This is a genomic window from Paraburkholderia domus, from assembly GCF_905220705.1.
Lineage (GTDB): Bacteria > Pseudomonadota > Gammaproteobacteria > Burkholderiales > Burkholderiaceae > Paraburkholderia > Paraburkholderia domus.
In genome coordinates this window covers 232,447-256,676 of the sequence record NZ_CAJNAT010000004.1, presented here as the reverse complement: position 1 = coordinate 256,676, position 24,230 = coordinate 232,447, and the positions used below count along the sequence as shown (strand labels likewise).

Here is a 24,230-nt window from a genome sequence, read left to right as displayed (position 1 = left end):
CCATGGCCCGCACCCACATCTCTGGTTTTCCGCGCATCGGCGCGCAGCGCGAACTGAAGTTCGCACAGGAATCGTTCTGGCGCGGAGAATCCGACGATGCCTATCTCAAGGGCATCGCGAAAGAACTGCGCATCCGGCACTGGGAATTGCAACGGGCGGCGAAGCTGGATTTCGTCGCTGTCGGCGACTTCGCTTACTACGATCAGATGCTGAACCTGAGCGCGCTGCTCGGCTCGCTGCCGGAGCGCTTCGGATTCGACCCGGCGAAGCTTTCGCTGACGCAGTACTACGAGCTCGCGCGGGGCAACAAAGCGCAGCCGGCCATGGAAATGACCAAGTGGTTCGACACCAACTACCACTACCTGGTGCCGGAACTGGGACCCGATACGACCTTCAATGGCGGAGTCGACTGGTTCTTTGACGAAATCGACGAAGCGCTCGCGTTGCATCTTCCGGTCAAGCCGGTGCTGATCGGGCCAATCACGTATTTGTGGCTGTCCAAGAGTCCCGTTCCTGGCTTCGACCGTCTGTCGCTTTTGCCAAAGCTGGTGATCCGCTACATGCGTATTCTCGACCAGCTCAAACAACGCGGTATCGAATGGCTTCAGCTCGACGAGCCGGCTTTGTGCCTCGACCTCAACGAGGAATGGCTCGAGGCATTCAAGGCAGCGTACGACGTGTTGGGGGTCTCGGGCCGCAAGGTTTTGCTCGGGACCTATTTCGACACGGCGGCCGATCATGCGCCGATGGTTTCGCAACTTCCCGTTCACGGCGTCCACATCGATCTGATCCGGGCACCGCAACAACTCCAGGTATGGCGCACCGCGCTGCCGGCCGACAAAGTGCTCTCGGCGGGTGTGATCGACGGCCGGAACATCTGGCGCGCAGATCTGGGCGAAATCGCCGGCTCGCTCGATGCCCTGCACGCGGAACGCGGTGAGCACCTCTGGATAGCACCGTCATGCTCGCTCATTCACGTGCCGGTCACGCTAGCCTGCGAAACGAAACTCGGCGCCGAGCTTAAATCATGGCTTGCCTTTGCGACCGAGAAACTCGATGAGGTGAGCACGATTGCGCTCGCGCTCCGCGACCCGGTTGCCGCTGAGCCAGCGCTCGCGGCAGCGGATGCCGCGCTCGATGCACGACGTGCCTCGGGCGCCGTCATGAACGTCCTCGTTCAAAGAAGGGTGGCGAGCATCACCGATGCAATGGCTAGCCGCAAGAGCCCATTCACGGCCCGCAGCAGCGTGCAGCGGCACTCACTGAAGCTCCCGCTGTTACCGACCACGACGATCGGCTCGTTTCCGCAAACACCGGCAATCCGGCAAGCTCGCGCAGCGTACAAGCGGGGCAAGATGCGAGCACTCGATTACCTCGAACGGATGCGCGCCGAAACAGCAAGCGTGATTCGCAAGCAGGAAGAACTCGGACTCGATGTGCTCGTTCATGGCGAAGTGGAGCGCAACGACATGGTCGAATTCTTTGCCGATAAGCTCTGGGGCTTCGCGTTCACGGAAAACGGCTGGGTCCAGAACTACGGCTCGCAGTGCGTCAAACCGCCGATCATTTACGGTGACGTCTATCGGCCTGAACCCATGATGGTAGACGCCGCCTGCCACGCGCAGTCTCTGACGGAACGCCTCGTGAAAGGGGTGTTGACCGGACCGGTGACGATGCTCGAGTGGTCATTCGTTCGCGACGACCAGCCGCGCTCGACCACTGCGCTGCAGTTGGCGCTCGTGATTCGCGATGAGGTGATCGACCTTGAAAAAGCCGGCATCCGGATCATCCAGATCGACGAACCCGCCTTCCGAGAAGGCTTGCCATTACGCCAGGAAGACTGGCCAGCGTATCTGGAATGGGCGACGCGCGCGTTCAGGATTGCCGCGGGCGGTGTGTCCGACGCCACGCAGATTCATACACACATGTGCTATTCCGAGTTCAACGACATTCTCCCTGCGATCGCCGATCTGGATGCGGACGTCATCACGATCGAGACCTCTCGCTCCTCGATGGAACTGCTCGATGGCTTTGTCGAGTTCGCCTATCCGAATGGCATTGGACCGGGCGTGTACGACACCCATTCGCCGCGCGTGCCGAGTGCCGATGCGATGCAGCAATTGCTCGAACGGGCATGCGACGTGGTGCCGGCCGAACGGCTTTGGGTCAACCCCGACTGCGGCCTGAAAACACGCGGCTGGCCCGAGACGGAAGCCGCGTTGAGCAATATGGTTCAGGCCGCGAAGACGTTGCGTCAGAAGCTCGCTGAAAGTATTCGGTGATTTAAATCAATGCATTTCGCGACGATGATCAGGAAACCGTCATAACGCCCATGGACGGCACACCATAAGCGCCGTAGTGGTTGACGGCAACCACTACGCATCGGTACGCTTCGCGCTGATGGTTCCCGTCACCGGGATCAAAAGGGAACGCAGTACGAGCAGCAATGCTCCGAGTCTGCGGCTGCCCCCGCAACTGTAAGCGGCGAGTCTGTGCCACTCATGACCACTGGATCCCCGGGAAGGTCGGCACGTGACGTTGACCCGCGAGCCAGGAGACCTGCCATCAAACCGAGGTCTGCGCAGCCGCGCCGGGGCGGGGTGTCCCGATGTGCAAGCACCGCTTATGCGGTCGCCCGTTGCAACGACAGCCCGACCCTCAGGATCTGCCGTTCAATCATGAAGTTCCATCAATTCATCATCACCTCTGCCCTGACCGTCTCGGCATGGCAGGTTGCACAGGCCGCGGACGACGCGTCGTTGCCGCCGCCGGAGCAGGCGCCGGCCGAAACCACGCTGCCGAATATTCTCGTTACCGGCGACACGCAGCACCTGCCGCAATCGTTCGACCAACGCTTCGCCACGACTCAGGTCCTGACGCGCACCGACCTCGAACGTCTGTCACCCGCCGACCCGAGTATCACGCAAGCCCTCGCCACGCTACCCGGCGTCACCGTTTCGCAAAGCGGCGGCCCTGGCTCCACCGCCTCGGTCAGCATCCGGGGCTCGTCGGGCAATCAGGTCGCCGTGTTTATCGACGGTATCCGGGTCGGCTCCGTGACCACCGGGGTGGCCGAGTGGGCGGATCTGCCGACCTCCGCGTTTGACCGCGTCGAAGTCATATCAGGGCCGGCGGCCGCGTCGTTCGGCGCGGATGCGATGGGCGGCGTCGTGCAGTTGTTCACCAACCATGCGTCCAATCAGCCGAACAAGACCACGGTTTCCGTAGGCGGCGGCTCGAACAAGACTTTCGATACGCAGATCCGCACGTCGGGCAGTATCCCGTCCACCGGTCCGCTCTCGGCGCTGTCCGGGCTGACCTACTCGCTCGGTCTGCACGACTACAACACCGCGGGGATCGATGCGACCCAGCCGTATGCCTATGGCCATGAGGACGGCCGGAACCCGTACCATGCCCAGGACGTCGATGCGCGCCTAGGCTATGCGCATGACAACTGGTCGCTCTCCACGTTCGCCCTTTACCACAAGTCCGACCTGTCTTACGACAACGCAGGCGGCGCCGACCGGCAGCGCGATAACCAGTTGACGACGGGCCTCGCGTTTCACCTGGACATTACGCCGTCCACTCAGTTTGACCAGTCGGTGGGCTACGCCACAGACCGCCAGTTCCTCTATGCGAACGATCCGACCATCCCAACCGATGAGTTCGACTCGACGCGCTTCAGCACGTCGACCTCGCTGACGCATCAGGAACGCGGGCTGACACTGTTCGGTCTGCCGCTTTCCGGAGAGACGAAGCTCGCCTACGACTTCAGCCGCGAGCTGGCTTTCCTGCCGGTAGATGTCCCTCAAGGCTTGCCCGCGCGCAACGATTCGTCTGTCTCGCTCCATCAGTCAGCTACGCTCGGTGCACTGACGGTGTTTCTTGCGGGCCGTCACGAGATTATTCAGGGCCAGTCGGTCAATACCGGCAATGTCGCCGTGGCCTACGCGATCACGCCGGTTTATACGGCGCGACTTTCGTACGGCAATGCATTCCGCCTGCCGACCTTCAACGATCTGTACTATCCGGGCTACGCGAACCCGAACCTGACTCCCGAGCGCAGCGACACGATCGAGGCGGCGCTGGACGCCTCAACGTCTTTCGGCACCTTCACGGCCGCCGTTTATGACACCCGGGTCCACGACCTCATTTCTTTCGACGCCGTGACCTCTATGCCCGTGAACATCGGGCGGGCCCACATCCAGGGTATCGACCTGTCGTACAAGGGCACAGTCGGCCAATCGACACCTGTGAGTCTGGCGATCGGCCTGCTGAATCCGCAGGACGTCACCGACCAGACGTGGCTGCCCCGCCGCCCGCGCCAGACGGTCAGTCTGAGCGTCGATCACATGTGGGACGAGTTCCACCTTCATGCCCTCAGTACCGGGGTCTCGCTGCTCTACGGGGGATCGACTTTCGACGACCAGTTCAACACGACCTATCTGCCGTCGTACACAACGGTCGCGCTGCGTGCCGCCTACAAGGTCAATTCGCACCTCACCGTGTCTGCCAATCTGTCGAACCTCTTCAACCGGCAGTACTCCACCGCGTACGGTTACAACACGCTAGGCCGTACGGCGTTCGGCAAGCTGGCTTATACGTTCTAGCCTTCCCGGCAGCATGAACGTCCGGGGCGCGCTCCGGATGTGCGCATACGGCGCCCCGCCCTGTCCGCCGCGCTCACCGCCCCGTGCGTGCGCGTTGCGGACGATCTTCCCCGTGAAGGCTATACTGGGCGAACCACCGGCACCATCGCCGGCCAGCGGTCGGTTCGCCGACGCGCAACCGGATTAAGCAGCGCTGCCTTTTCGATGGGCGAAGAGGGCCGTGGATCAGAAAGAGGAGTATTTGCGATGGCCAATCAGGTGATTTTCAGCGGTGCGCCGTCGCAGGCCTGCAACCTTCCAGCGCTCCTGAAAGGGAGCGCTGTCATGGCAATCATTGGCTGCATCCATGTCTGCGCGTTGAGCGCTTTCCCGCTTCAGTGGCATGTGCTGCTTGCACAAGCCGGCGCGGTCCTGATCGGCGTCAGTTTTCCGTTCGTCAAGACCGCGTTCACCCGGATCGTCATCGACACCACGCGAATTACCTGGACGCAAGGTATTCTGCATCGCCGTGTATCGAGTCTCGAGCTTTCCCGGGTTCAGCGCATCACATCGATCCACCCTTGGTGGCTCCGCCTATTCGGCACCGCCACGATCATCCTGACGACCAACGATGTCGCTCATCCCGTGAGGCGTCTGCCCGGCATCCGGAACGCGGACCAGATCTGCAAGCGGCTTGACGAGGCGGTAGCGATGCATCGCGAACGGCCTGTTCCTGCCAACACGTTCGATCCGAACGCCCCTGATTACACTGAGGCACACAGTATCTGAACGGTCGCCATCGGTTCGGCGACGATCGTTGGTCGCGCTGCGCCATTCGCAGCCGCACCCCAGGATTAGCACTCGGTGCAGTTTTCCCACCGCTCTTCTATAAATCATTGTAGGGGGAGGACCGTGCATTGTCGTACCGGTGCTATCGATGCGTTCATGTATCGATCGGCCCACTGATCACGCGCCTAGCCCTGGCAATTCGACCGCCATGGAGGTGCACTGTGTTTCACCCGACCCTTGCACGCACCTTGCTCCACGCCGCCCTGATAGCGGCATTTCTCTCTGGCTACTCGTGCCTTCAGCCGACGGCGAACGCCGCGGCCGTGGCTGCGCCACCTGCAAAGGAGAAGCGGGTTTCACCGGCCAACGCTGCAGCGTCGATCGACTTTCCTACCATCGTGGAGCGATACGGGCCCGCTGTCGTGAATATCAGCGCGACGGCCCCTGAGCAGCAATCGTCGCTGCCCGCCCCCGCTGCAATCGATGCTGACGACCCCCTTCTTGCCTTCGTCAAGCATGTGGTGCCGCCATCACCGACGTCTCAAGGCGGTTCGGCACGCGCCATTACAGGGATGGGCTCCGGTTTTATCGTTAGCCCCGACGGCCTCATTCTGACCACCGCTCACGTGGTGGATCAAGCCGACGAAGTGACGGTCAGGCTAACCGATCGACGCGAGTTCAAGGCAAAGGTTCTTACGGTCGACATCCCGAGCGACATCGCGCTCATTCAGGTCGAGGCCACGAAGCTCCCGACGGTCAAACTCGGTGATTCGTCGCGGGTGCGCGTCGGTGAACCGGTCCTCGCGATCGGCTCGCCCGACAGCTTCGAGAATACCGTCACCGCCGGCATTGTCAGTGCCACGTCCCGCACGCTCCTCGACGGGAGCAGTTTTCCCTTTTTTCAAACCGATCTCGCCGCCAACCCGAACAATTCGGGCGGCCCCCTGTTCAACCGTGCCGGCGAGGTGGTCGGCATCGACGTGCAGATTTACGCGGACTCAGACAGGTCCCCCAGTCTGGCCTTTGCCATCCCGATCAACCTGGCGGCCAAGGTACGATCGCAGGTGCAAGACGCGCAAGCGACATCCCCTGGCGGCCTTGGCGTGGAGGTGCAGGACGTCGGCCCTGGCCTGGCTGTGGCCTTTGGTCTGCCACGACCGGCAGGTGCGCTGGTCAATTCCGTCGCGCCCGGCACATCGGCTGCCGCGAGCGGCCTCAAGCCAGGCGACGTGATCATTCGGATCGGCGACAAGCCGATTGATCGCTCGGCCGAACTCGCCGAAGATGCCGCTGCTCTGCCGCCTGGGACGAAAACCACACTCAAGCTGATCCGCAATCGCAGGCCGATGACCATCACGGCCATGGTCGGCACGTCCGCTGAAAGCCCCAAAGCTCGTCCAGCCGAAGGCAGCGCAGGAGGCAGCGCAGGCGATCGTCTGGGCTTGCGCATGCATCCGCTGAATGAGGAAGAGCGGCGCGCGAGCGACCTGGCCGTCGGTCTGATGGTGGACGGCGTCGATGGGCCGGCGGCAAGCGCTGGCATCCAGCCCGGCGATATCGTCCTGTCGCTCAATGACACACTGGTCGAAACGTCGGCGGACGTGACCGCGCTGGAAGCAAAGGCAGGGAAACAGGTCGCCGTGCTGATCCAGCGCAATCACGCGCGCAGTTTTGTTTCGGTCGCGGTTAAATGAAGCGTGAGGGTGTTGCCTGCTCCAATACACAAAGCGGGTGATCACCAAAAAACGACTCGGCAAAACCGTTGACCAACCGCCTGAGCGGCTAACGCAAGCCAGCCGCAATCTCGACGTTCGAGACCATCGTCACGAGTCGCGGTGCGATATCGTCGATCAACCGGCGTCCCTGTGACGATTGTGCCGGCACCGCGCAATTGAACACCAGCGTCTCCGCGTCGACCTGCGCGCACAACGGCGCAGCGACGCCGTAGGCGTTCTTCTGCATATCACCATACGAGAAGCAAACGCCCGTTTCATGATAATCGTGAAGCGCCTGCTGCACCTGCGCGCCGTACTGTTGCCACTGGTCGGGCACGGCGACGCGCAGCCGGTTCAGCGCCACTTCACGCTCCTGCGGGGTCACCGCCGCGAGCCACGCCCGTCCCATCGCCATACGCAGAATCGGACGCACCGCGCCGACGTCGGGCCGCGCGTGAATTCGCTTATCGCGCGGACAACTTTCGATGTAGACCATATTCGACTGGTCCCGCATGCCAAGCGAAACAGACCCGCGCACCTGAAGCGCAAGCTCGCGCATGAACGGCCGCGCGATCTGTCGAATGCGCATGCCGGCCAGCAGCGGATAGCCCATCGACAACACGCCGCCGCCGAGCCGATAGTTGCGCGCCATGTCGTCATGGCGCAGGTAGCCGAGCTCGGTCAACGTGTAGGCAAGCCGGGAGACCGTGGCCTTCGACAAACCCGTACGCGCCACAAAGTCCTTATTGCCAAGCGCTGCTTCGCCGGGCTGGAAACAGCGCAGAATTTCCAGACCGCGCGCGAGCGTGAAGGCGAACTGTCGATCGTCGTCGTCGGGAAATGAGTCCACGGATGCCCGCTCAACAAGCGGCGGACTGGGCGAAGTTCGTGCTTCGTCGCCGGCCACATGCTGCGTGGCATGCTGCGACCCAAGCTGCCGTTCGAGTGTATCGACCATCGCCACGAGGCGCGGAGCGATCACGTCGACGAGTGTCCTGTCGCTCAGTTGCAATCGCGGCACGCCGCAATTGAAAACGAAGGTTTCAGAATTGATCGGTTCGCGCATCGGCACGGCAACCGCATGGATTTCACGCTCGATATCGCCTTCGCTAAGGGCGAGGCCACACTCATCAAACGTGCGCAGAGCGCCCGCCAGACCGGCGTGATAGGCGTCCCACTGCGCGGGATCCTGGGTGCGAATCTGCTCGAGCACGGCAGCGCGTTGCGCGGGTTCGGCGCGGCCCAGCCAGGCCCGCCCCATCGCGGAAGCGAGAATGGGCAGCGAAGCACCGGTTTCCGGACGAAACGCCGGCGATTCGTGACCGCGTGCAGTCTCGACATACACCATGTGCGAGCGGTCACGAATACCGAGCGACACCGAACCGCGCGCCACATCGGCAAGCTCCCTCATCAACGGTCGCGCCAGTTCGCGGATACGCAGGCCTTGGAGAAAAGGGTAACCGACCGACACGACTGCCGAGCCCAGCCGATATTTGCGTACGTTGTTGTCATAGCGCAGAAAGCCGAGCATGGCGAGCGTATACGTCAGCCGCGACACCGTCGCCTTCGACAGGCCAGTGCGCTCAGCGAAGTCTTTGTTGCTGAGAATCGCATCGCCCACCTTGAAGCAATTCAACAACTCGAGGCCATGAGCGAGCGTCGTGGCGAACTGGGGATTACGGAGTGGGTTCGGAGCCATCGTTCTGTACGGAAAAAGCGCTCGACGCGCGCTTGTGCCAATTGAAGCACGTCGATTGTCCCGCTTCCATACGTGTTTAACATAGCGAAACCCTAGTATCGGCATCCTGTCAGATTGTTAGGCTCGACCCACCCCTACAGTTCTACGCGGAGTGGTATCGATGTCTTTGTCTCCTTCCCAGCAGGCGGCGCTCGGCCCGCTGTTCAATCCCCAATCGATTGCCGTGGTCGGCGCTTCGTCGAATCCGGCGAAGATAGGTGGCCTGCCAGTCGAATATCTGCTGAACCAGCGGTACCCCGGCGCGATTTACCCGGTCAACCCGAAGCAGGAGCGCATCCAGGGTCTGCAGGCATACCCGACCCTTCGCGACATTGGTGCGCCGATCGATATGGCCATCTGCGCGGTACCCGCATCGGGCGTCATGTCCGCTGTCGAAGACGCTGCGGCCGCCGGTGTCCGTTCGATCGTGATGTTTTCGTCCGGCTTTGCGGAAACTGGCGCAGACGGTGTACGCGCGCAGAACGATCTACGCGCGTTCGTTAAGGAAAGCGCGATCCGCTTACTTGGACCGAACTGCCTCGGCTTCGTCAACAATCATCAAGGCGTGTACGCGACGTTCACCCCGGCGCTGAAAATCGCCGCGCCGTTGCGCGGCAACATCGGGCTGATTAGTCAAAGCGGCGCGTTCGGGATCTTCGCGTTGATGCTTGCGCAGCGGCGCGGCCTCGGCATCAGCCATTTCGTCTCGACGGGCAATGAAGCGGACATCGAACTCGCCGACGCGCTCGCGTGGCAAGCGCTCGACCCCGCGACGTCCGTGATCCTGTGCTACCTCGAAGGCGCGCGCGACGGCGAAAAACTGTGCGCCGCGCTCGAACTGGCTCGCGCCCAGCGCAAACCCGTCGTGATGTGCAAGGTCGGCCGCACCGCGCAGGGCGCCGCAGCCGCGGCATCGCACACCGCGTCGCTGGCCGGTTGCGACAAAATCTACGACGCCGTGCTGCGCCAATACGGCGTCTATCGTGCGCAGGACATTCACGAGCTATTCGACATCGGCTATGCGTGTTCAGTCGCACCGTTACCGGTGTCCGACGCGCTCGGCATCGTGTCGATTTCCGGCGGCGCCGGTGTCTTGATGGTCGATGAAGCCGAGCGGGTCGGGCTCTCGGTGCCGCTTTTGGCAGAAGCCGGACAACAGGCGATTCTCAAGCGCGTGCCGTTCGCGTCCGCGGTCAATCCAGTCGATATCACCGGCCAGATACTCAACGAGCCCGCGCTGCTCGCCGACGCCGTCGACACGATGCTGGAGCATGGCCAATACGGCGCGATGGTGTCGTTCCAGGCCGTCACCGGCATTTCACCGCAACACAGACCGCTCGTCACCGAGTTGTGGGCGCGTGTGCGCGCCGCCCATCCGCCACTGACCATTGCCGTCGTATCCCTCTTCGACGAGCAGAACCGCAAATTTCTCGAGCAACACCGCTGTCTGACCTTCGAGGAACCCGCTGCCGCCGTGCGGGCGATCGCCGCGCTGCACGCGTTTAGCCGGCATTTCGCGCGGCAGCCGGTGCCGGTTGCACTGCCTGAACCTGTCGCCATCGACCGTGCGCGTTTCGACGAAGCCGACGCACTCCGGCTGCTGGCCGACGCAGGCATCCCGGTCGTCTCGAGCCGTGTGGCGAGAAGCGCTGACGAGGCAGCCGGCGAGGCCGCTGCGCTCGGATTCCCGGTAGTGCTGAAGGTGCTGTCCGCCGACATCGCGCACAAATCGGATGTGGGCGGCGTTGCGCTGCGGCTTGCCGATTCGCAAGCGGTACGGGCGGCCTTCGTGCGTATCACGGAGAGCGCTGCGCGCGCCGTGCCTAACGCGCACATCGAAGGCGTGCTCGTCGCGCCGATGATCCAGGACGGCGTCGAATGCATTCTCGGCGTGACACGCGATCCGGTGTTCGGTCCGGTCGTCATGTTCGGACTGGGTGGCATTCTCGTCGAAGTACTCAAGGACGTGACGTTCAGGCAGGCCCCCTTCGACGTCGCGGAAGCGCACCGGATGATTCGCGAAATTCGCGCATGGCCGGTGCTGGGTGGCGTGCGCGGCCAAGCTCCCGTCGACGTCGACACACTCGCCGAAACCCTGGCCACGCTGTCCCGTTTCGCCGCGGCCAACGCCGGCAGCATCGAGTCGATCGATATCAATCCGTTCATCGCGCGGCCCAAAGGCCAGGCTTCGTGCGCCGTCGATGCGCTGGTCGTCAGCCGAACCTCTCGCGCACTCACCGACGAGGATTAGAGCGGGAAAACCGTGCGTCCGACTCCCCGCAACGGCACGCGTGGGACGCGCGGCGACGTCCAGTTCGTCTTCGTTTCACTCACATAACCACAAAATCGAACCATGGAGACTCGTCAATGAAAACTCGTCATCTCGCCTGGGTGCTCGGCACTCTCGCCTTCAGCGCGCATGCACAAAGCAGCGTCACGCTATATGGCGTGATCGACTTCGGACTCACCTACGTGAACAACGCGCAAACCGCGCGAACCGCGACGGGCCCGCACGGCGCATCTCAGTTCGCCCTGACCGACGGCAGCGCAACCGGCATGGCTGGAAGCCGCTGGGGAATGCGTGGTGTCGAGGACCTTGGCGGTGGTCTTCAAGCACTCTTCGTGCTCGAAAACGGCTTCACGTTGAACAACGGGGCACTCGCCCAAGGGGGCGCGGAGTTCGGACGGCAGGCTTACGTGGGCGTCTCTGGCGGCTTCGGCAAACTGACGCTGGGCCGGCAATACGATACGTACACCGATTTCGTGCAGCCATTGACAGCGACAGGCCAATGGGCCGGCTACATGGGCGCGCAGCCTGACGATGTCGATAGTCTGTCGAATACCAGCCGGATCAACAACGCCATTAAATTCCGGACTCCGGACTATCGCGGTTTCGCGGCAGCCGGTCTGTACAGCCTCGGCGGCGTTGCGGGAAGCGTCACGCAGAATCAGTTGTGGTCGCTCGGTGCAAGCTACAGCGTCGGCTCCATGTCGCTGGCGGCCGGCTATCTCAACGCACGCGATCCGAATTTGTCCTTGTACGGCACGACGCCCAACAAAGGCCCTGCCACGTCGAACAATATCGGTTCATTCGGTTCGCCCACTGCGCCCGAGTCCTATCCGGTCGATGCCGGTTATGCATCAGCGAAAACGACCCAGCTCGCCGGCGCGGCCATACAGTATGCGTTCGACCCCGTCACGCTTGGCTTCGTGATCACGAATACACGCTTCGAAGACCTCGGCTCCGCTGCCGGTCCCGATCCGTTGAAATATACGGGTACAGCGGTATTCACAAGTCTGGAATTCAGCGTGCGATCGCAGGTCACGCCAGCGCTTCTGCTCGCGAGCGCAATCCATTACACCGACCGCAACTCGGTGAACGGCGACGGCGGCGCCAAGTACCTGCAACTGGACCTCGGCACGGTCTATAACCTGTCGAAACGAACCAGCGTCTATCTGCTGACCGTGCTGCAGCGGGCCAGCGGCCGCGACTCGCTCGGACAACCCGCGGTCGCATCGATCAGCGGTTTCAGTCCGTCCGCCACGAACCATCAAGTCGGTGTTCGCCTCGCGTTACAAGAACGATTCTGAGTCCGGCTGGTTAGGCCTCAATCAGAGCGCCAATCACAGGGCGCCGTCCGAGCCCGCGGTTCTTGCACCGCGCGTTCACAACAATCAGATCCACGGAGAAGACATGTTCCACATAAGCACTCGATGGCGCGCATGGATCGTCGTCGCCATGATGTTCCTGTTCATGTTGATCAATTTCGCCGACAAGGCCGTCATCGGTCTCGCGGCGGTGCCGATGATGCATGATCTCGGACTGACGCCGCAGCAACTGGGCCTCGTCGGCAGCAGCTTTTTTCTGCTGTTTTCGACGGCCGGTGTGCTGTTTGGCTTTGCCGCCAACCGCATCAAGACGAAATGGCTGCTGGCGGTGCTTGCGCTCACGTGGGCGCTGGTGCAATTTCCGCTCGTCGGCACGGTTTCGTTTCCCTTGCTGATCCTCTGCCGGATTCTGCTCGGCGCGGGCGAGGGCCCGGCCTACCCGCTCGCCGTTCACGCGACCTATAAATGGTTCGATAACAGCAAGCGCAGCGTACCCAGCGCGATCGTGCTGCAAGGCGCCAACACCGGGATGCTGCTGTCCGGCCCGTGCCTGACCTTTCTGATCATTCACTACGACTGGCATCGGGCATTCCTCGTGCTCGGCATCGCCGGCTGTCTGTGGACGGTGCTGTGGCTATTGCTAGGTGCCGAAGGCACGGTCGACGAGACGGCCGGTCCGGCGGTCTCCGATACGGCTCAGCACGCGTCTCGACACGTCCCCTACCGGCGGCTCTTCGTCGATCCGACGTTGGCGGGCTGCATCCTGCTGACCTTCGTCGGCTATTCGGTGCTGTCGGTGGGATTCACCTGGTTTCCAGCCTACCTGCGGCTCGCGCTCGGCTATCCTGCAGCCGACGCAGGGTGGTTGTTCTCGCTGATCGTTGGCGCGGGCATTCCCGTCACGCTCGCCATATCGTTCTTGTCCCAGTGGCTTGCCGGCAAGGGCGTGAGTTCGCGCCTATCGCGCGGCGTCATGACGAGCGTGCCGGTCGCGCTGGCAGGTCTCGCCCTCTTCGGTACCACGCTTCCGATCGGTGCGGGCATCAAGGTGCTGTGTCTGAGCGCGACGAGCGTGCTGAGCCAGCTGATTTTCTTCTTCGCCCCGTTGATCATCGGTGAAGTCACGCCCACCGGACAGCGCGCCGCCTGGCTCGGCATCAATGCTTCGCTCGGTACGCTGGCGGGTCTCATTGCGCCGGCGCTGATGGGTCACTTCGTGGGCGATACGCAGGGTGTCGCCGAAGGCTTCAGGCATGGTTTCTCCGTAATGGGTTCCATTCTGGTTCCATGCGGCTTACTCGGCATCTGGCTGCTGAATCCCGAACGCTCGGTGCGTCGTTTGCAGTACTTCCACGCACGCGCCGATAGCGTTCGCGATGATCGTGCTACGACGTCATCAGGACGCGAAGAAGTGGTTTGACAGTGCCAAGGCATCTCGACAACGCAGCCTGCCCGCCAACGGACAGGCTGCATGTCAGCTCACTGCCGCACAGTTTCGCTAACCCGCTCGACCGGCGGAATCGTATAGTCCTTCGACAGGATCGCCTCGCGCGGATGGTACATGCGCAGGATGAGATAGAACCGGCCCGTGGGTGCAGGCAACCAGTTCGAGATGCCCTCACGCGGCGCTGCGTGCTGGATCAGGATTTCGAGCGATCCGTCCGGGCCATAGCGAAGACCACGCGTGCGGTCGCCGATCGCATAGCGCCGGATCGGGTTGTCCGCGAAATAGAAATCGCTGCCGTAAAGGGATACTGACCAGAAGGCATCCACTGGGGGCAGTCCTCCAGCAGGAAAGCGCAAGACGTAGCCATGCTCGCCGTTGAGTTGCTCGCCGTTCCTGTCGAAGTCGCACAGCGCATAGAGCGCCTCCTCGCTCGCGAGCGCGCCGAGGCCTTTCATCGCGGTACAGGCTCGCGCCAGATAGTCGGTGCCCAATCGGCCACCCGCATAGTTGATCGACCATGAGCGCGCGCGACGGCTACGAGTATGACCTTCGACGATCTCGACGCCTGCGGCAACCGCGCTTCGCAAGGCCGCCACCTGCGCGTCGCCGAGCGCATCGGCGTGGAACGCCCCATGCGGTGTGATGCCGATGCGAGAGAACTGCGCGACAAGGCCTGCATCGGCCGCAGGCGCTGGATCGTCGGCCATCGCTCGCGCCAGGTTCGCGAAGAACCCCTCGCCGGACTCAGCCCAGGACTGGTAGCGCGCGACCGCGTGCGGCAAGCGGCCCGGCGCCGTTGCGCGCAGGGTGAAGCCTGCCTGGAAAGCACGCGCTTCCTCCATGTCTTCGACGCCGTCGATCAGCACACGGCCCAGCACCCACACGAGATTGGTCGGGCAGCGGATTTCGACCGCACCGGGCGGCAGCGAGCCAGACCAGTTGGGCCCAACGATTGCGAAGGTCCCCGCCGAAGGCCCCACCAAGCGCGGACCGAGGTTCTGAAAATTATTGCTGTACGCGTCGATGAATTCCATCACGAAGTAACGCCCGGTCGGCGCCGGCGTCGCGAACATGACAGGGCCGTCAGCAAGATTCAGCCACGCCATGGAATAAAGCAGGTCATTCGCCGGCGTGACGACGTCGCGGTCCTCGTGTGTCCACGGCCGTGGGCAATGCGAGAACTGGTTGATCGGTGCGCGCCCATTGTTCTGCGCCTCGTCGACCGCAGTCATGAGCGCGCACGTGCGCACCATCTCGACGAGCGGATAGCCGTATATGAATGCCTGAACGCCTGCGACGTAAGCCCATTCCTGCTGTGCATTGCCAATGGTCATTCGAGAAACTCCATGAGGATCTGCTTGCGTGCGCGAGAGCGCGCGGAAGGCGGGACGTTGGCGTCCCTTTGCAAGCCTGCGGAGCGCAAAGTATAGGCAGCGCATGGGCCGGGAGTGTTTAACATAGCGAAACCCTAGTGCCGTTATCTGGCCGTCCCGGTAGGCTTGACCCGACTCCTTCCCGTCCACAGCCGGAGCGGCATCCATGTCTTGTTCTACCAGTGAAAACATCACCGCACTCGCCCGCGATGCGGTGCTCTATACCCTGCCTCTCTTCGAAATGACGCGAATGCGCGCAGCGATGTGTCCTCGCCGCGACGACAGCGGACAATTTGCCGGTGACAGTCCGAATTCGACACTCGGCTGGGTCAATCAGCTGGTACGCGGACGCCAGTTGCTGGGTCCGCGGAACCGCGAAGTCGTGACGCCCAATAACGACACGCTTTACCTCAGCACATGGCTGGACCTCGGCGACGAACCGCTCGTGCTGGAGGTTCCCGACACGGCCGGCCGCTACTACGTGCTCGGTCTGCTGGACTTCTACACCAACCCGTTCGAATCGATTGGCACACGCACGACCGGCAATGGCGCGCGGCGTTTCCTTTTGCACCACGGCGAGGTTGCGCTGCCCGCCGATGACGATCTCACGCCGATCGCCTGCCCCACGCGAGACGTCTGGCTGATCGGCCGCGTCCTGGTCGACGGAATGGACGATCTGGCTGCCGTGCATGCCCTGCAGGATCGCTTCGTGTTGAAGACGCTCGGCGGTCAACCCGCGCAGCGGCGTGTCGACGTCGGCGTGACACGACGTGCGGCGCTCGGCGACGCGCGCCTTTATGCGGCGGCGGTCAACGCGGCGCTCCTGCGCAATCCTCCGCCTGCCGCGGAATCGGCGCTCGTCGCTCAGTATGCTGCCGTCGGCATCGGCGCGGACATCGACGCATCGACGCTCGAGGCGCCCACGCTCGCCGCCCTCGGCAGCGCGCTCGACCAGGTGATCGGCGAACTGGGCGTGCCCCAGCCGTCGGCGCTCGGTGGCGGATGGTTCCTGCCGGTGGAAGTCCGCGCTTCGTTCGGCGACGACTACCTGGCCCGCGCGCACGTCAGCCGGAACTACATCGGTGCGCTCGGCGTCGAGGAGGCCATGTATGTCACCGCCGACTGCGACAGCGAAGGACGTCCACTCGACGGGCGCTATAGCTACGAGCTCTCGTTCCCGCCCGATGGTCTGCCGCAGGCGCAGGCATTCTGGTCGATCACGATGTACCACAAAACGTCATGCATGCTGGTGGACAACGTGATCGACCGATATTCGATCGGCGATCGCTCGCCGCAACTGCGCTACGACGAGCACGGCCTGAGCTTGCGCTTGTCGGCAGCGCCACCGGCCGATGCCTCGACGCAATCCAACTGGCTGCCTGCGCCGGATGGCCTGTTTTACATCATGCTTCGCATCTACATACCGAGCGCGGCCCATCTCGAGCAACGTTTTCACTATCCGCCGATTCGCCGCGTGCAGCCCCATGAAAACGGTGTACGCACTGACCAGAGCAGCATGGCGAGTTGAGGCCGGCGCAAGTCGAGCGCGAGTATGGCTGCTGCGTTCTCGGACCTGATGAAGACGAGACCCGCAACAGCCATCATGTCGTTAGGTCAATTAACGGGCTGAGGCGTGGGGAAACGTCAGGCGGCACCGAGAATGTCGGCACATGGGCAGTAGAGTCGCACGGTGTCGTTCAAGCCGGCGACAACGGGCAAGCGCCAAAATAAAAAATCAAAATTCGGCGACGGATTCCTGCTGGTTGCTCCGTTAAAGAGGCTGAAGCACAACGTTCGCGGGTCAATCGCATCCTGACGGCACTGAAAGCTTGCACGGCAAAGCCGGCAAACCGAATGCCACAGCCACCACGTTCGCAAACCCGCTTTCCAGCCGAAGCGTTCGATTTCCCTGCTATGACAACTCAAATACTGGTCGTTGACGACGATGTCGAACTACTTGGGTCGCTGGCCGACTTCCTCGGACGAGAGGGCATGGCCGTATCCGTTTTGCATGAGGTCAAGTCACTCGGGGAACACATCAAACGAGACCCGCCCGATCTGATTGTGCTCGACCAGATCATGCAAGGCTTGAATGGCCTTGCGGCGCTGAGCATACTCCGTGCCGCAGGCAACAATGTCCCCGTGATTCTGACCTCGGGGCCCGACGACACGGACAGGATCGTGGGACTCGAAACGGGTGCTGACGACTGCATCTGCAAACCATTCAATCCTCGTGAACTGCTTGCGCGCATGCGCGCCGTATTGCGGCGACAAACCCTGACTGGGTCGGGCGCCGCGCAGAAAGAACACAAGGTCGTCGGATTCGGCCCATTCACGCTTGACCTTCAGTTGCGCGCACTCAACATGGAAAACAGACGGCTCACGCTATCGGCGGGAGAATTCGCGCTGCTTAAGGTCTTCGTCAACAACCCCATGCGTACGCTTACCCGAGAGCGGCTGCTCGAGTTGCTGCACGGCCCTGAAGACGGTCATACCGACCGGGGGATCGATGTTCAGGTGTGGCGGTTGCGCAGAATCCTGGAGGCAAATCCCTCCACGCCGAGGTTCATCCAGACCGTTCGCAGCCATGGCTATGTATTTGTGCCGGATGGTGCGCAACATTCCCCGAAGCATTGATTTTTCACTCGCCGGGACGGTCGCCACCTTGAGTGAGGATGTGGACAAGGCGTCCAAGGCGCTGCATTATCCATGCTGGCTGTTAGACACCATCACGGCGCGGCAAGGTCAATGCTTCACGCGGCAAACTTCGCGGCGCCGTCTGCAACTATGACAACGCTGCCGCCTCGACGCTTTCTCCGCGCCGACCTCGCGCGGCCAGGACCTGGCGAGTAGCGCCGAACGAGAGAGGCGGACAATGCCCAGGCACAACCCTGCGCTTCATCGCAACGAAAAGCTCCCCATGACGCCGGGTCGGCGGCGGTTTCTCATCGCCGGCGTGATACTGCTGATGGCTGCGCTAGGTTGGGGGCTATGGGTCATACTCGAACCCGCCTTCCGGCACACGATCGTCATCACAACCGGAGCAGACAACGGGATCTATCGCGGCTTTGCGGATCGCTATGCACCCATCCTGAAACGCGATGGCATCAGGCTCGATATCCGCAGTTCGTCGGGGTCGAGCGAAAACTACCAGCGGCTAAAAGACCCGGACAGCGACTACGAGGTGGGTTTCATCCAGTCCGGCACCACCAGTCCGCAAGAAACCGATCACCTGCAGACGATCGCCGCCGTCTCCTATGAACCGATCTGGGTGTTCTATCGTGGCGAGTCCACCGTCAACCGGCTCGCACAACTACGCGGCAAAAGGATTTCAATCGGTGTTCCTGGCAGCGGCCTGCTGAACGTCTCCCAAGTATTGCTCGGATACAGCGGCATCACACGGGACAATACGACGCTGCTCGAAATGGACGCGACCAAAGCTTACCAGGGCCTCGAAAGCGGTCAACTGGATGCGGCTTTCTTTATCGGCAGGCCCGATGCGGTCATGCAGACAACGTTGCTGAACAGCGACCTCAAACTGATGAGTTTTGCGCAGGCCGATGCGCTGGTGCAGAAATTCCCATCGCTATCCAAGGTGATTTTTCCGCGCGCCGCGACCAGCATCGTCAACGATCTGCCGCAAACCGACGTCACGCTGCTTGCCGCTACCGCGCTGCTCGTCTCCAAAGACACGCTGCACCCCGCGCTGGTCTACCTGTTGCTGGACGCGGCCAAAACTGTCCACGGTGGCGAAGATTACTTCACGCCGCTTGGCGTGTTTCCCAACCTGAACACCGAAGAATTTCCTGTTTCCGCAGAGAGCGAGCGTTACTTCAAAACGGGGCGCCCCTTTCTGCAGCGCTACCTGCCGTTCTGGCTGGCCAGCTTTATCGAACGACGTCTGCTGATCCTGCTTCCCTTCATGGCTTTACTGCTGGGCCTGCTGCAAGCGTTACCGCGCATGGCGGAGGCGCGGATAAAAAAACGCCTGGTCGTCTGGTATCGCGAGATCAAAGCGCTTGAAGATGAAATATGGAAAAACAGCCATCCAAGCCCGGACCAGATTGCGAAATGGCAGCACGAGATCGAGCACATCGATGCGCATGCCAACCAGATCCGGATGCCGCAGCGTTATTTCCAAGACGTATACGCGCTCAAACAGGCGATCGGCGTCGTCCGCGAGCGAATCTCCCGCGTAGCAGCGGAGCAATAGCTGCGCGGCGTGCGTACAGCGTCATGCGCCGCGCTTCACTCGAGGTGGTATCCATGCTCAGGAATATTTCGCAAGCAAGCTTCTCGGCCATCGCCGTGTCCATGCTGGCCGCGTGTGCCATGCCGCCCGCAAGTCCCCAGGGGGCATCCATCGACCCACCCCAAGCCGAGCGCGTGATGACACTCACTGCGTCCGGCGTACAGAATTATTCGTGCGAATTCGATGCGCAGCATCGTCTCGGATGGGTGTTCAAGAGTCCACTCGCAACGCTCTACGACGCGAGTGGCCACGCTGCGGTCCGGCACGGCGCGGGGCCGTCCTGGGAGGCGGAAGATGGCAGCCGGATCGTAGGCCGTGTGATCGCACAGCGGCCCAGCGAAACGCCGGCGAGCATACCGCAGTTGTTGCTCGAAGCGCATAGCACGTCCGGTAGCGGCGCACTTTCAACCGTGCGGTATGTGCAGCGCGTGCATACCGTCGGCGGCTTGGCGCCGACGGCACCGTGTTCGACGGAACATGAACCCGGAAGCTCGCCCTATCTCGCGGACTACGTGTTCTACCGGTAGCAACCCACGCTTCGCGTCGCGCGCTTACTTCATGCCGGCCTGGTCCGGCGGCGGCAGGGCCGGATCGAGTTTCGCGGACTCTCTGACAAGCTGATCGGTCATTGCAGCCGCAATTGGGTTCGAGCCGGGACGGTACGGGTCGTTATGACTGGGCTGGGCCGTCGGTGACAACGCTGGTTGGGTCGGCGGCGGCAGTGCAGGATCGAGTTTCGCGGACTCTTTGACCAGCTCATCCGTCATCGCTGACGCGACCGGATTCGAGCCATGCCGATGCGAACTGTCGCGCCTGCTTTCGGTTCGCCACACGGGGTTGATCTTCGGCTCAACGTAACTATGGACGGCAACCGGTTCGCGTGTACGCGTGTCCGGTCGCACTACTGGCGCGCCGCCTTTAGCAGGCGAGTCGGATGCCGTCACCACTGTGCCGCTTGTGGACTGCCCGGAACTGGTCGCTGTGTTACTCGCGAGAGGCGCTGCGCCAACTACACTTCCTGCGGCCACATGGGTGTCACCCAATTGGGGGGAAATCGCGGCCAATTCCGTCTGGCTGCTTGTCGTGACGTCGGGGTCGACCGTCGAGCGATGGCTTTTGTGTGACAGTAAAAAAACGCCGAACACCAACTCGACAAGAAGCACGCCGACTATCAATGATGTACGTACATTCCTCATATTAACCAACAATTCGTTCAATCGATGCGATTGGATTGAAGATGGCCGTCCGCTCGAAGCCTACGTGGAACGGCAGGTTCGCGGCGTGGGCCTGCGATGCGTTGATGTGGGGATGATTGGCGCGATCCCACACGTTGAACACGTTGATGGTCCAGCGGCAATGGTCCGGTGATTCGCTCCACCGAACGGCACGGGACATCCTCGCCATGCTAATGCGAAAAAAAGGTCTGTGCTGAAGGGTCGCGAGGCACGAGCGGGATAGTGCAAACGCCGCGGGCATTCTCTGCGCCCGCGGCCACGGGGAATTACAGCTCGATGCAACGGGGCATGCGGCTTGGGAGACTCAATTTACTCGTCCGGAGTAATCAGATTTTTGTCGGCAACGAGCTAGTGCCCTTCGCGGTCGAGGCGGACGCGATTCCTCCGACGATCCGCGCGGCGCGACGCAGCGGTCCCTGTCAATCAATACGCCCCGTGCACCAGATGGGTGGGCGCACCGCTGACGAAATTCTCAATGTTGTCCATTAATTGATCCGCGAGACACTGCTGTGCCTCGTCCGACGCCCACGCGACATGCGGCGTCAGAACGACATTTGGGCGGCCGGCCGCGCGCATCAGCGGATTATCCTCTGTGGGTGGTTCGCTTGCGGTCACATCGAAACCCGCACCGCTAATCAAACCTTCGTCGAGCGCCTGCACCAGTGCGTCCTCGTCGACCAGGCCGCCGCGCGCCGTGTTGATAATCAGCGGCTTGCGCTTCATTGCGCGGAACTCGGGCATGGCAAGCATGTTGCGCGTTTGCGGTGTGAGCGGACTATGCACAGTGATGATGTCGCTGGTCGCGAGCACATCGTCCCACGGTGTATAGAGCGGGCCGAGACCTTCCCTCCCCTTGTGAGCGGCGAACATCGGCAGCATGCCAAAAGCTTTGCCGATTTCCGCGACACGCTGCCCAAGCACCCCTTCGCCGATGATGCCAAGCCGTGCGCCGGCCAGATCGTGAATTGCATGCGTGAAGAAGCAGAATTGCCCGGACTTCTGCCACTCGCCGGCGAGCACGTCGTTCCGGTACGCGACGAGATTGCGCCGCAGCGCGAGGATCAGTGCAAAGGTGTGCTCGGGCACGGTGTTGATCGCATAGCCGCGAATATTGCACACCGAAATGCCGAGCTGCTGGCAGGCCGCTTTGTCGACGCAATCGGTGCCGGTGGCGGCGACCGCGATGAGTTTCAGATCCGGTAGTTGCGCCAATATTTCTTTCGTCAACGGCACCTTGTTGGTGATGGCGATCGATGCGCCGGCCAGCCGCTTCAGCAGTTGATCCGGCGCCGTTCGATCGTGCTCGATCAGTTGATGATCGAAGCGCGGCTCGCGCAACGCTATCTGTGGCGCAAGCGTGGCGCGGTCGAGAAAAACGATTCGTTGCATGCTCATCTCCTCGATGATTTATAAATGCCGCTTCGCTTCGGCGACGATATGCTGCGCCGTGATGCCGAAGTGTTCGTATAACGTCTCCGCAGAAGCGGAAGCACCGAAGCCTGTCATCCCGACAAAACCGCCCCGCTCGCCCAGATATCGGTCCCAGCCGAAACGCAACGCCGCCTCGACACCCACGCGCACTGTGTTTAAACCCAACACAGCGGCGCGATAGTCGGCGTCCTGTTCGTCGAAGATTTCCCAGCACGGCATCGACACCACCGCAGTCGCGATGCCTTCATCCTGCAGCTCGCTGCGTGCCTGCAATGCCAGCACGACTTCGGAGCCGGTGGCGAGCAAGGTCACGGCGCGCGGCCCGCCCTCTGCCTCGGCCAAAACGTAAGCGCCGCGCTGCGACAATGGCTCGGCGCTATGCTCGCGACGCACCAGCGGCAACGCCTGGCGTGCAAATACCAACGTGCTCGGGCCGCTGCGGTGCTCCAGCGCGAGCGCCCAGCACTCGGCGGCTTCTACTGCATCGGCGGGACGCAGCACGCGCATGTTCGGCATGGCGCGCAATGAAGCGAGTATCTCGACAGGTTGATGAGTCGGCCCATTCTTGCCGACGCCGATCGAGTCGTGGCTGAACACGAAGTGCACCGGCAGGCCCATCAGCGCGGCCATACGCATCGCCGGACGCTGGTAATCGGAGAACGCCAGATAGGTGACGCTGGTCGCGATGACGCCGCCGTGCGCAGCCATGCCGTTGGCCATCGCGCCCATCAGATGTTCCCGCACGCCGCAGTGGACGTAGGCGCCGCTGGGGTCGTCGGCGGTGAAGGCGTGCAACTGGCGCTTGTGGCCCGTGGGTGCTTCGAGATCGGCGCAACCGATCATGCGCTCGGGCAGCAGCATCGCGAACAGATCGCTGATCTCGCCCGACACAGTGATGCCCGGCTGCGGCTCGCCGCGTTCCACGGCGCGCTTGCGGTACGCGTCGAGCACCTCGCGCCATCCCTCCGGCAAGCCGCCCGCCTGGACCCGCTCGAACTCGGCGCACTGCGCGTCCGGCAAAGCGGCGAGACGCGCGTGCCATGCGTTGTATTCGTCGCTACTGCGTCGGCCCGCTTCGCGCCATGCGCTCAGAATTTCCGTGGGCACGTCGAACGGCGCATGGGGCCAATCGAGCTGCTCGCGCGCTGCATCGGCATCCGACTGAAACAGCTTGCCGCTGTGGCCGCCGCGCTGCCCTTGCAAGCGCGCAATGCCACGGCCGATAACCGTCTTGCACGCAATCATCGATGGCCGCGGATCGGCGCGCGCAATCGTCAACGCCGCGGATACAGCCTCGAGATCGTGACCGTCGACTTCGATCACATGCCAGCCGCCCACACGAAATCGCGCGCAAACGTCTTCGCTGATCGAGAGTGAGGTGCTGCCGTCGTCGGTGATCTGGTTGTCGTCCCAGCAGAGAATCAGTTTGCCCAGCCGGAGGTGCCCCGCCAGCGAAATCATCTCCTGTCCGATGCCCTCCTGCAGACAGCCGTCGCCGACGAACGCGTACGTGTAGTGATCGACGAGCTCGCTGCCGAATTTCGCCGCGAGATACGCTTCGGCGATGGCCATCCCGAACGCGTTGGCGATGCCCTGCCCGAGCGGACCTGTGGTCGCCTCGATGCCATGCGCCGGGTCGTACTCGGGGTGGCCAGCGCAATGCGAGCCAAGTTCGCGGAAGGTCTTCAGTTCATCCAGACCGATCGCCGCATAGCCTGTCAGATACAACAGCGAATACAGCAGCAGAGAACCGTGGCCGTTGGACAGCACGAAGCGGTCGCGGTCGGGCCAGGTCGGATCGGCGGGATTGAATTTCAGATGCCGGGTGAATAACGCCGTTGCGATTTCGGCCATACCGAGCGGCACACCTTGATGACCTTCACCGGCACGCAGAATTGAATCGATGGACAGGAAGCGGATCGCGTCGGCTAGCGGCAACTGGGGCGCTTGTTGGCGCAATTGCGTTTGCACCGCCGCGGCTGACTGCGATGACGATGCAGTCAGCGAAGCAATCGGTGCAACTGGCTGAGCTTCAGTGGTGGACATGACAAA

At 62.3% G+C, this 24,230-nt stretch carries 17 protein-coding genes and 1 riboswitch; of the genes, 11 read left to right on the top strand and 6 right to left on the bottom strand.

All coding sequences use genetic code 11. The features are described 5' to 3' along the window. The first annotated feature begins 2 nt into the window (after positions 1–2). The 4 genes from metE (at position 3) to KHO31_RS11350 (ending at position 7,072) form a co-directional block, all read left to right on the top strand. Complete coding sequence (gene metE, locus KHO31_RS11365) at positions 3–2,282, top strand: 5-methyltetrahydropteroyltriglutamate--homocysteine S-methyltransferase (protein WP_201108046.1); 2,280 nt, start codon at positions 3–5, stop codon at positions 2,280–2,282. A 102-nt stretch (positions 2,283–2,384) separates the two neighbouring features. Further along, positions 2,385–2,581, top strand: a riboswitch (cobalamin riboswitch). A gap of 97 nt (positions 2,582–2,678) precedes the next feature. Then, on the top strand, positions 2,679–4,610 hold the full coding sequence (locus tag KHO31_RS11360) for a TonB-dependent receptor domain-containing protein (RefSeq protein ID WP_211623343.1): 1,932 nt from the start codon (positions 2,679–2,681) through the stop codon (positions 4,608–4,610). An 87-nt stretch (positions 4,611–4,697) separates the two neighbouring features. Then, on the top strand, positions 4,698–5,378 hold the full coding sequence (locus tag KHO31_RS11355) for a PH domain-containing protein (protein WP_236071187.1): 681 nt from the start codon (positions 4,698–4,700) through the stop codon (positions 5,376–5,378). Between the two features lie 221 nt (positions 5,379–5,599). Beyond that, positions 5,600–7,072 carry a trypsin-like peptidase domain-containing protein gene (locus KHO31_RS11350; RefSeq protein ID WP_211623341.1) on the top strand — a complete coding sequence of 491 codons (1,473 nt, stop codon included), beginning with the start codon at positions 5,600–5,602 and terminating at the stop codon, positions 7,070–7,072. Between the two features lie 88 nt (positions 7,073–7,160). Here KHO31_RS11350 and KHO31_RS39830 read toward each other — a convergent pair whose 3' ends face one another. Beyond that, complete coding sequence (locus KHO31_RS39830; RefSeq protein WP_211623340.1) at positions 7,161–8,792, bottom strand: IclR family transcriptional regulator; 1,632 nt, start codon at positions 8,790–8,792, stop codon at positions 7,161–7,163. A gap of 160 nt (positions 8,793–8,952) precedes the next feature. On the opposite strand from KHO31_RS39830, the gene KHO31_RS11340 reads away from it, so the two are divergent. The 3 genes from KHO31_RS11340 (at position 8,953) to KHO31_RS11330 (ending at position 13,860) form a co-directional block, all read left to right on the top strand. After that, complete coding sequence (locus KHO31_RS11340; RefSeq protein WP_201085600.1) at positions 8,953–11,082, top strand: acetate--CoA ligase family protein; 2,130 nt, start codon at positions 8,953–8,955, stop codon at positions 11,080–11,082. Positions 11,083–11,198: 116 nt separating this feature from the next. Beyond that, positions 11,199–12,422, top strand: coding sequence for a porin (locus KHO31_RS11335; RefSeq protein WP_201074631.1), 1,224 nt, complete (start codon positions 11,199–11,201; stop codon positions 12,420–12,422). A 103-nt stretch (positions 12,423–12,525) separates the two neighbouring features. Next, entirely contained in the window at positions 12,526–13,860 is a 1,335-nt protein-coding gene (locus KHO31_RS11330; RefSeq protein ID WP_211623339.1) for an MFS transporter, read from the top strand. A gap of 59 nt (positions 13,861–13,919) precedes the next feature. On the opposite strand, the gene KHO31_RS11325 is transcribed toward KHO31_RS11330, so the two are convergent. Next, positions 13,920–15,221, bottom strand: a complete 1,302-nt coding sequence (locus KHO31_RS11325; protein ID WP_211623338.1) for a DUF1254 domain-containing protein — start codon at positions 15,219–15,221, stop codon at positions 13,920–13,922. 205 nt (positions 15,222–15,426) lie between these two features. On the opposite strand from KHO31_RS11325, the gene KHO31_RS11320 reads away from it, so the two are divergent. From KHO31_RS11320 to KHO31_RS11305, 4 genes are all read left to right on the top strand, one after another. After that, entirely contained in the window at positions 15,427–16,788 is a 1,362-nt protein-coding gene (locus KHO31_RS11320) for a DUF1254 domain-containing protein (RefSeq protein WP_201123106.1), read from the top strand. A 386-nt stretch (positions 16,789–17,174) separates the two neighbouring features. Continuing rightward, positions 17,175–17,897 (top strand): response regulator, encoded by a 723-nt coding sequence (locus KHO31_RS11315; RefSeq protein WP_211623389.1) that lies wholly within the window; start codon positions 17,175–17,177, stop codon positions 17,895–17,897. 283 nt (positions 17,898–18,180) lie between these two features. After that, a complete protein-coding gene (locus KHO31_RS11310; protein ID WP_201140728.1) occupies positions 18,181–19,473 on the top strand; it encodes a TAXI family TRAP transporter solute-binding subunit in 1,293 nt (430 codons plus the stop codon). Between the two features lie 53 nt (positions 19,474–19,526). After that, a complete protein-coding gene (locus KHO31_RS11305; protein ID WP_201074620.1) occupies positions 19,527–20,039 on the top strand; it encodes a DUF3455 domain-containing protein in 513 nt (170 codons plus the stop codon). A 24-nt stretch (positions 20,040–20,063) separates the two neighbouring features. Here the strand turns inward: KHO31_RS11305 and KHO31_RS11300 are convergent, their stop codons facing one another. The 4 genes from KHO31_RS11300 to tkt form a co-directional block, all read right to left on the bottom strand. Next, positions 20,064–20,345, bottom strand: coding sequence for a hypothetical protein (locus KHO31_RS11300; RefSeq protein ID WP_211623336.1), 282 nt, complete (start codon positions 20,343–20,345; stop codon positions 20,064–20,066). A 364-nt stretch (positions 20,346–20,709) separates the two neighbouring features. Then, positions 20,710–20,907 (bottom strand): hypothetical protein, encoded by a 198-nt coding sequence (locus KHO31_RS11295; RefSeq protein WP_201140734.1) that lies wholly within the window; start codon positions 20,905–20,907, stop codon positions 20,710–20,712. Between the two features lie 263 nt (positions 20,908–21,170). After that, the gene (locus tag KHO31_RS11290; RefSeq protein ID WP_201140736.1) at positions 21,171–22,136 is read right to left on the bottom strand and encodes a D-2-hydroxyacid dehydrogenase; all 966 of its coding nucleotides are present in this window, start codon (positions 22,134–22,136) and stop codon (positions 21,171–21,173) included. Between the two features lie 18 nt (positions 22,137–22,154). Further along, positions 22,155–24,224 carry a transketolase gene (gene tkt, locus KHO31_RS11285; RefSeq protein WP_211623334.1) on the bottom strand — a complete coding sequence of 690 codons (2,070 nt, stop codon included), beginning with the start codon at positions 24,222–24,224 and terminating at the stop codon, positions 22,155–22,157. Positions 24,225–24,230 lie beyond the last annotated feature (6 nt).

Coding starts and splice junctions, on each gene's coding strand:
- metE (WP_201108046.1), top strand. CDS start 3: ATGGCCCGCACCCACATCTCTGGTTTTCCGCGCATCGGCGCGCAGCGC.
- KHO31_RS11360 (WP_211623343.1), top strand. CDS start 2,679: ATGAAGTTCCATCAATTCATCATCACCTCTGCCCTGACCGTCTCGGCA.
- KHO31_RS39830 (WP_211623340.1), bottom strand. CDS start 8,792: ATGGCTCCGAACCCACTCCGTAATCCCCAGTTCGCCACGACGCTCGCT.
- KHO31_RS11340 (WP_201085600.1), top strand. CDS start 8,953: ATGTCTTTGTCTCCTTCCCAGCAGGCGGCGCTCGGCCCGCTGTTCAAT.
- KHO31_RS11335 (WP_201074631.1), top strand. CDS start 11,199: ATGAAAACTCGTCATCTCGCCTGGGTGCTCGGCACTCTCGCCTTCAGC.
- KHO31_RS11330 (WP_211623339.1), top strand. CDS start 12,526: ATGTTCCACATAAGCACTCGATGGCGCGCATGGATCGTCGTCGCCATG.
- KHO31_RS11325 (WP_211623338.1), bottom strand. CDS start 15,221: ATGACCATTGGCAATGCACAGCAGGAATGGGCTTACGTCGCAGGCGTT.
- KHO31_RS11320 (WP_201123106.1), top strand. CDS start 15,427: ATGTCTTGTTCTACCAGTGAAAACATCACCGCACTCGCCCGCGATGCG.
- KHO31_RS11315 (WP_211623389.1), top strand. CDS start 17,175: ATGACAACTCAAATACTGGTCGTTGACGACGATGTCGAACTACTTGGG.
- KHO31_RS11310 (WP_201140728.1), top strand. CDS start 18,181: ATGACGCCGGGTCGGCGGCGGTTTCTCATCGCCGGCGTGATACTGCTG.
- KHO31_RS11305 (WP_201074620.1), top strand. CDS start 19,527: ATGCTCAGGAATATTTCGCAAGCAAGCTTCTCGGCCATCGCCGTGTCC.
- KHO31_RS11295 (WP_201140734.1), bottom strand. CDS start 20,907: ATGTCCCGTGCCGTTCGGTGGAGCGAATCACCGGACCATTGCCGCTGG.
- KHO31_RS11290 (WP_201140736.1), bottom strand. CDS start 22,136: ATGCAACGAATCGTTTTTCTCGACCGCGCCACGCTTGCGCCACAGATA.
- tkt (WP_211623334.1), bottom strand. CDS start 24,224: ATGTCCACCACTGAAGCTCAGCCAGTTGCACCGATTGCTTCGCTGACT.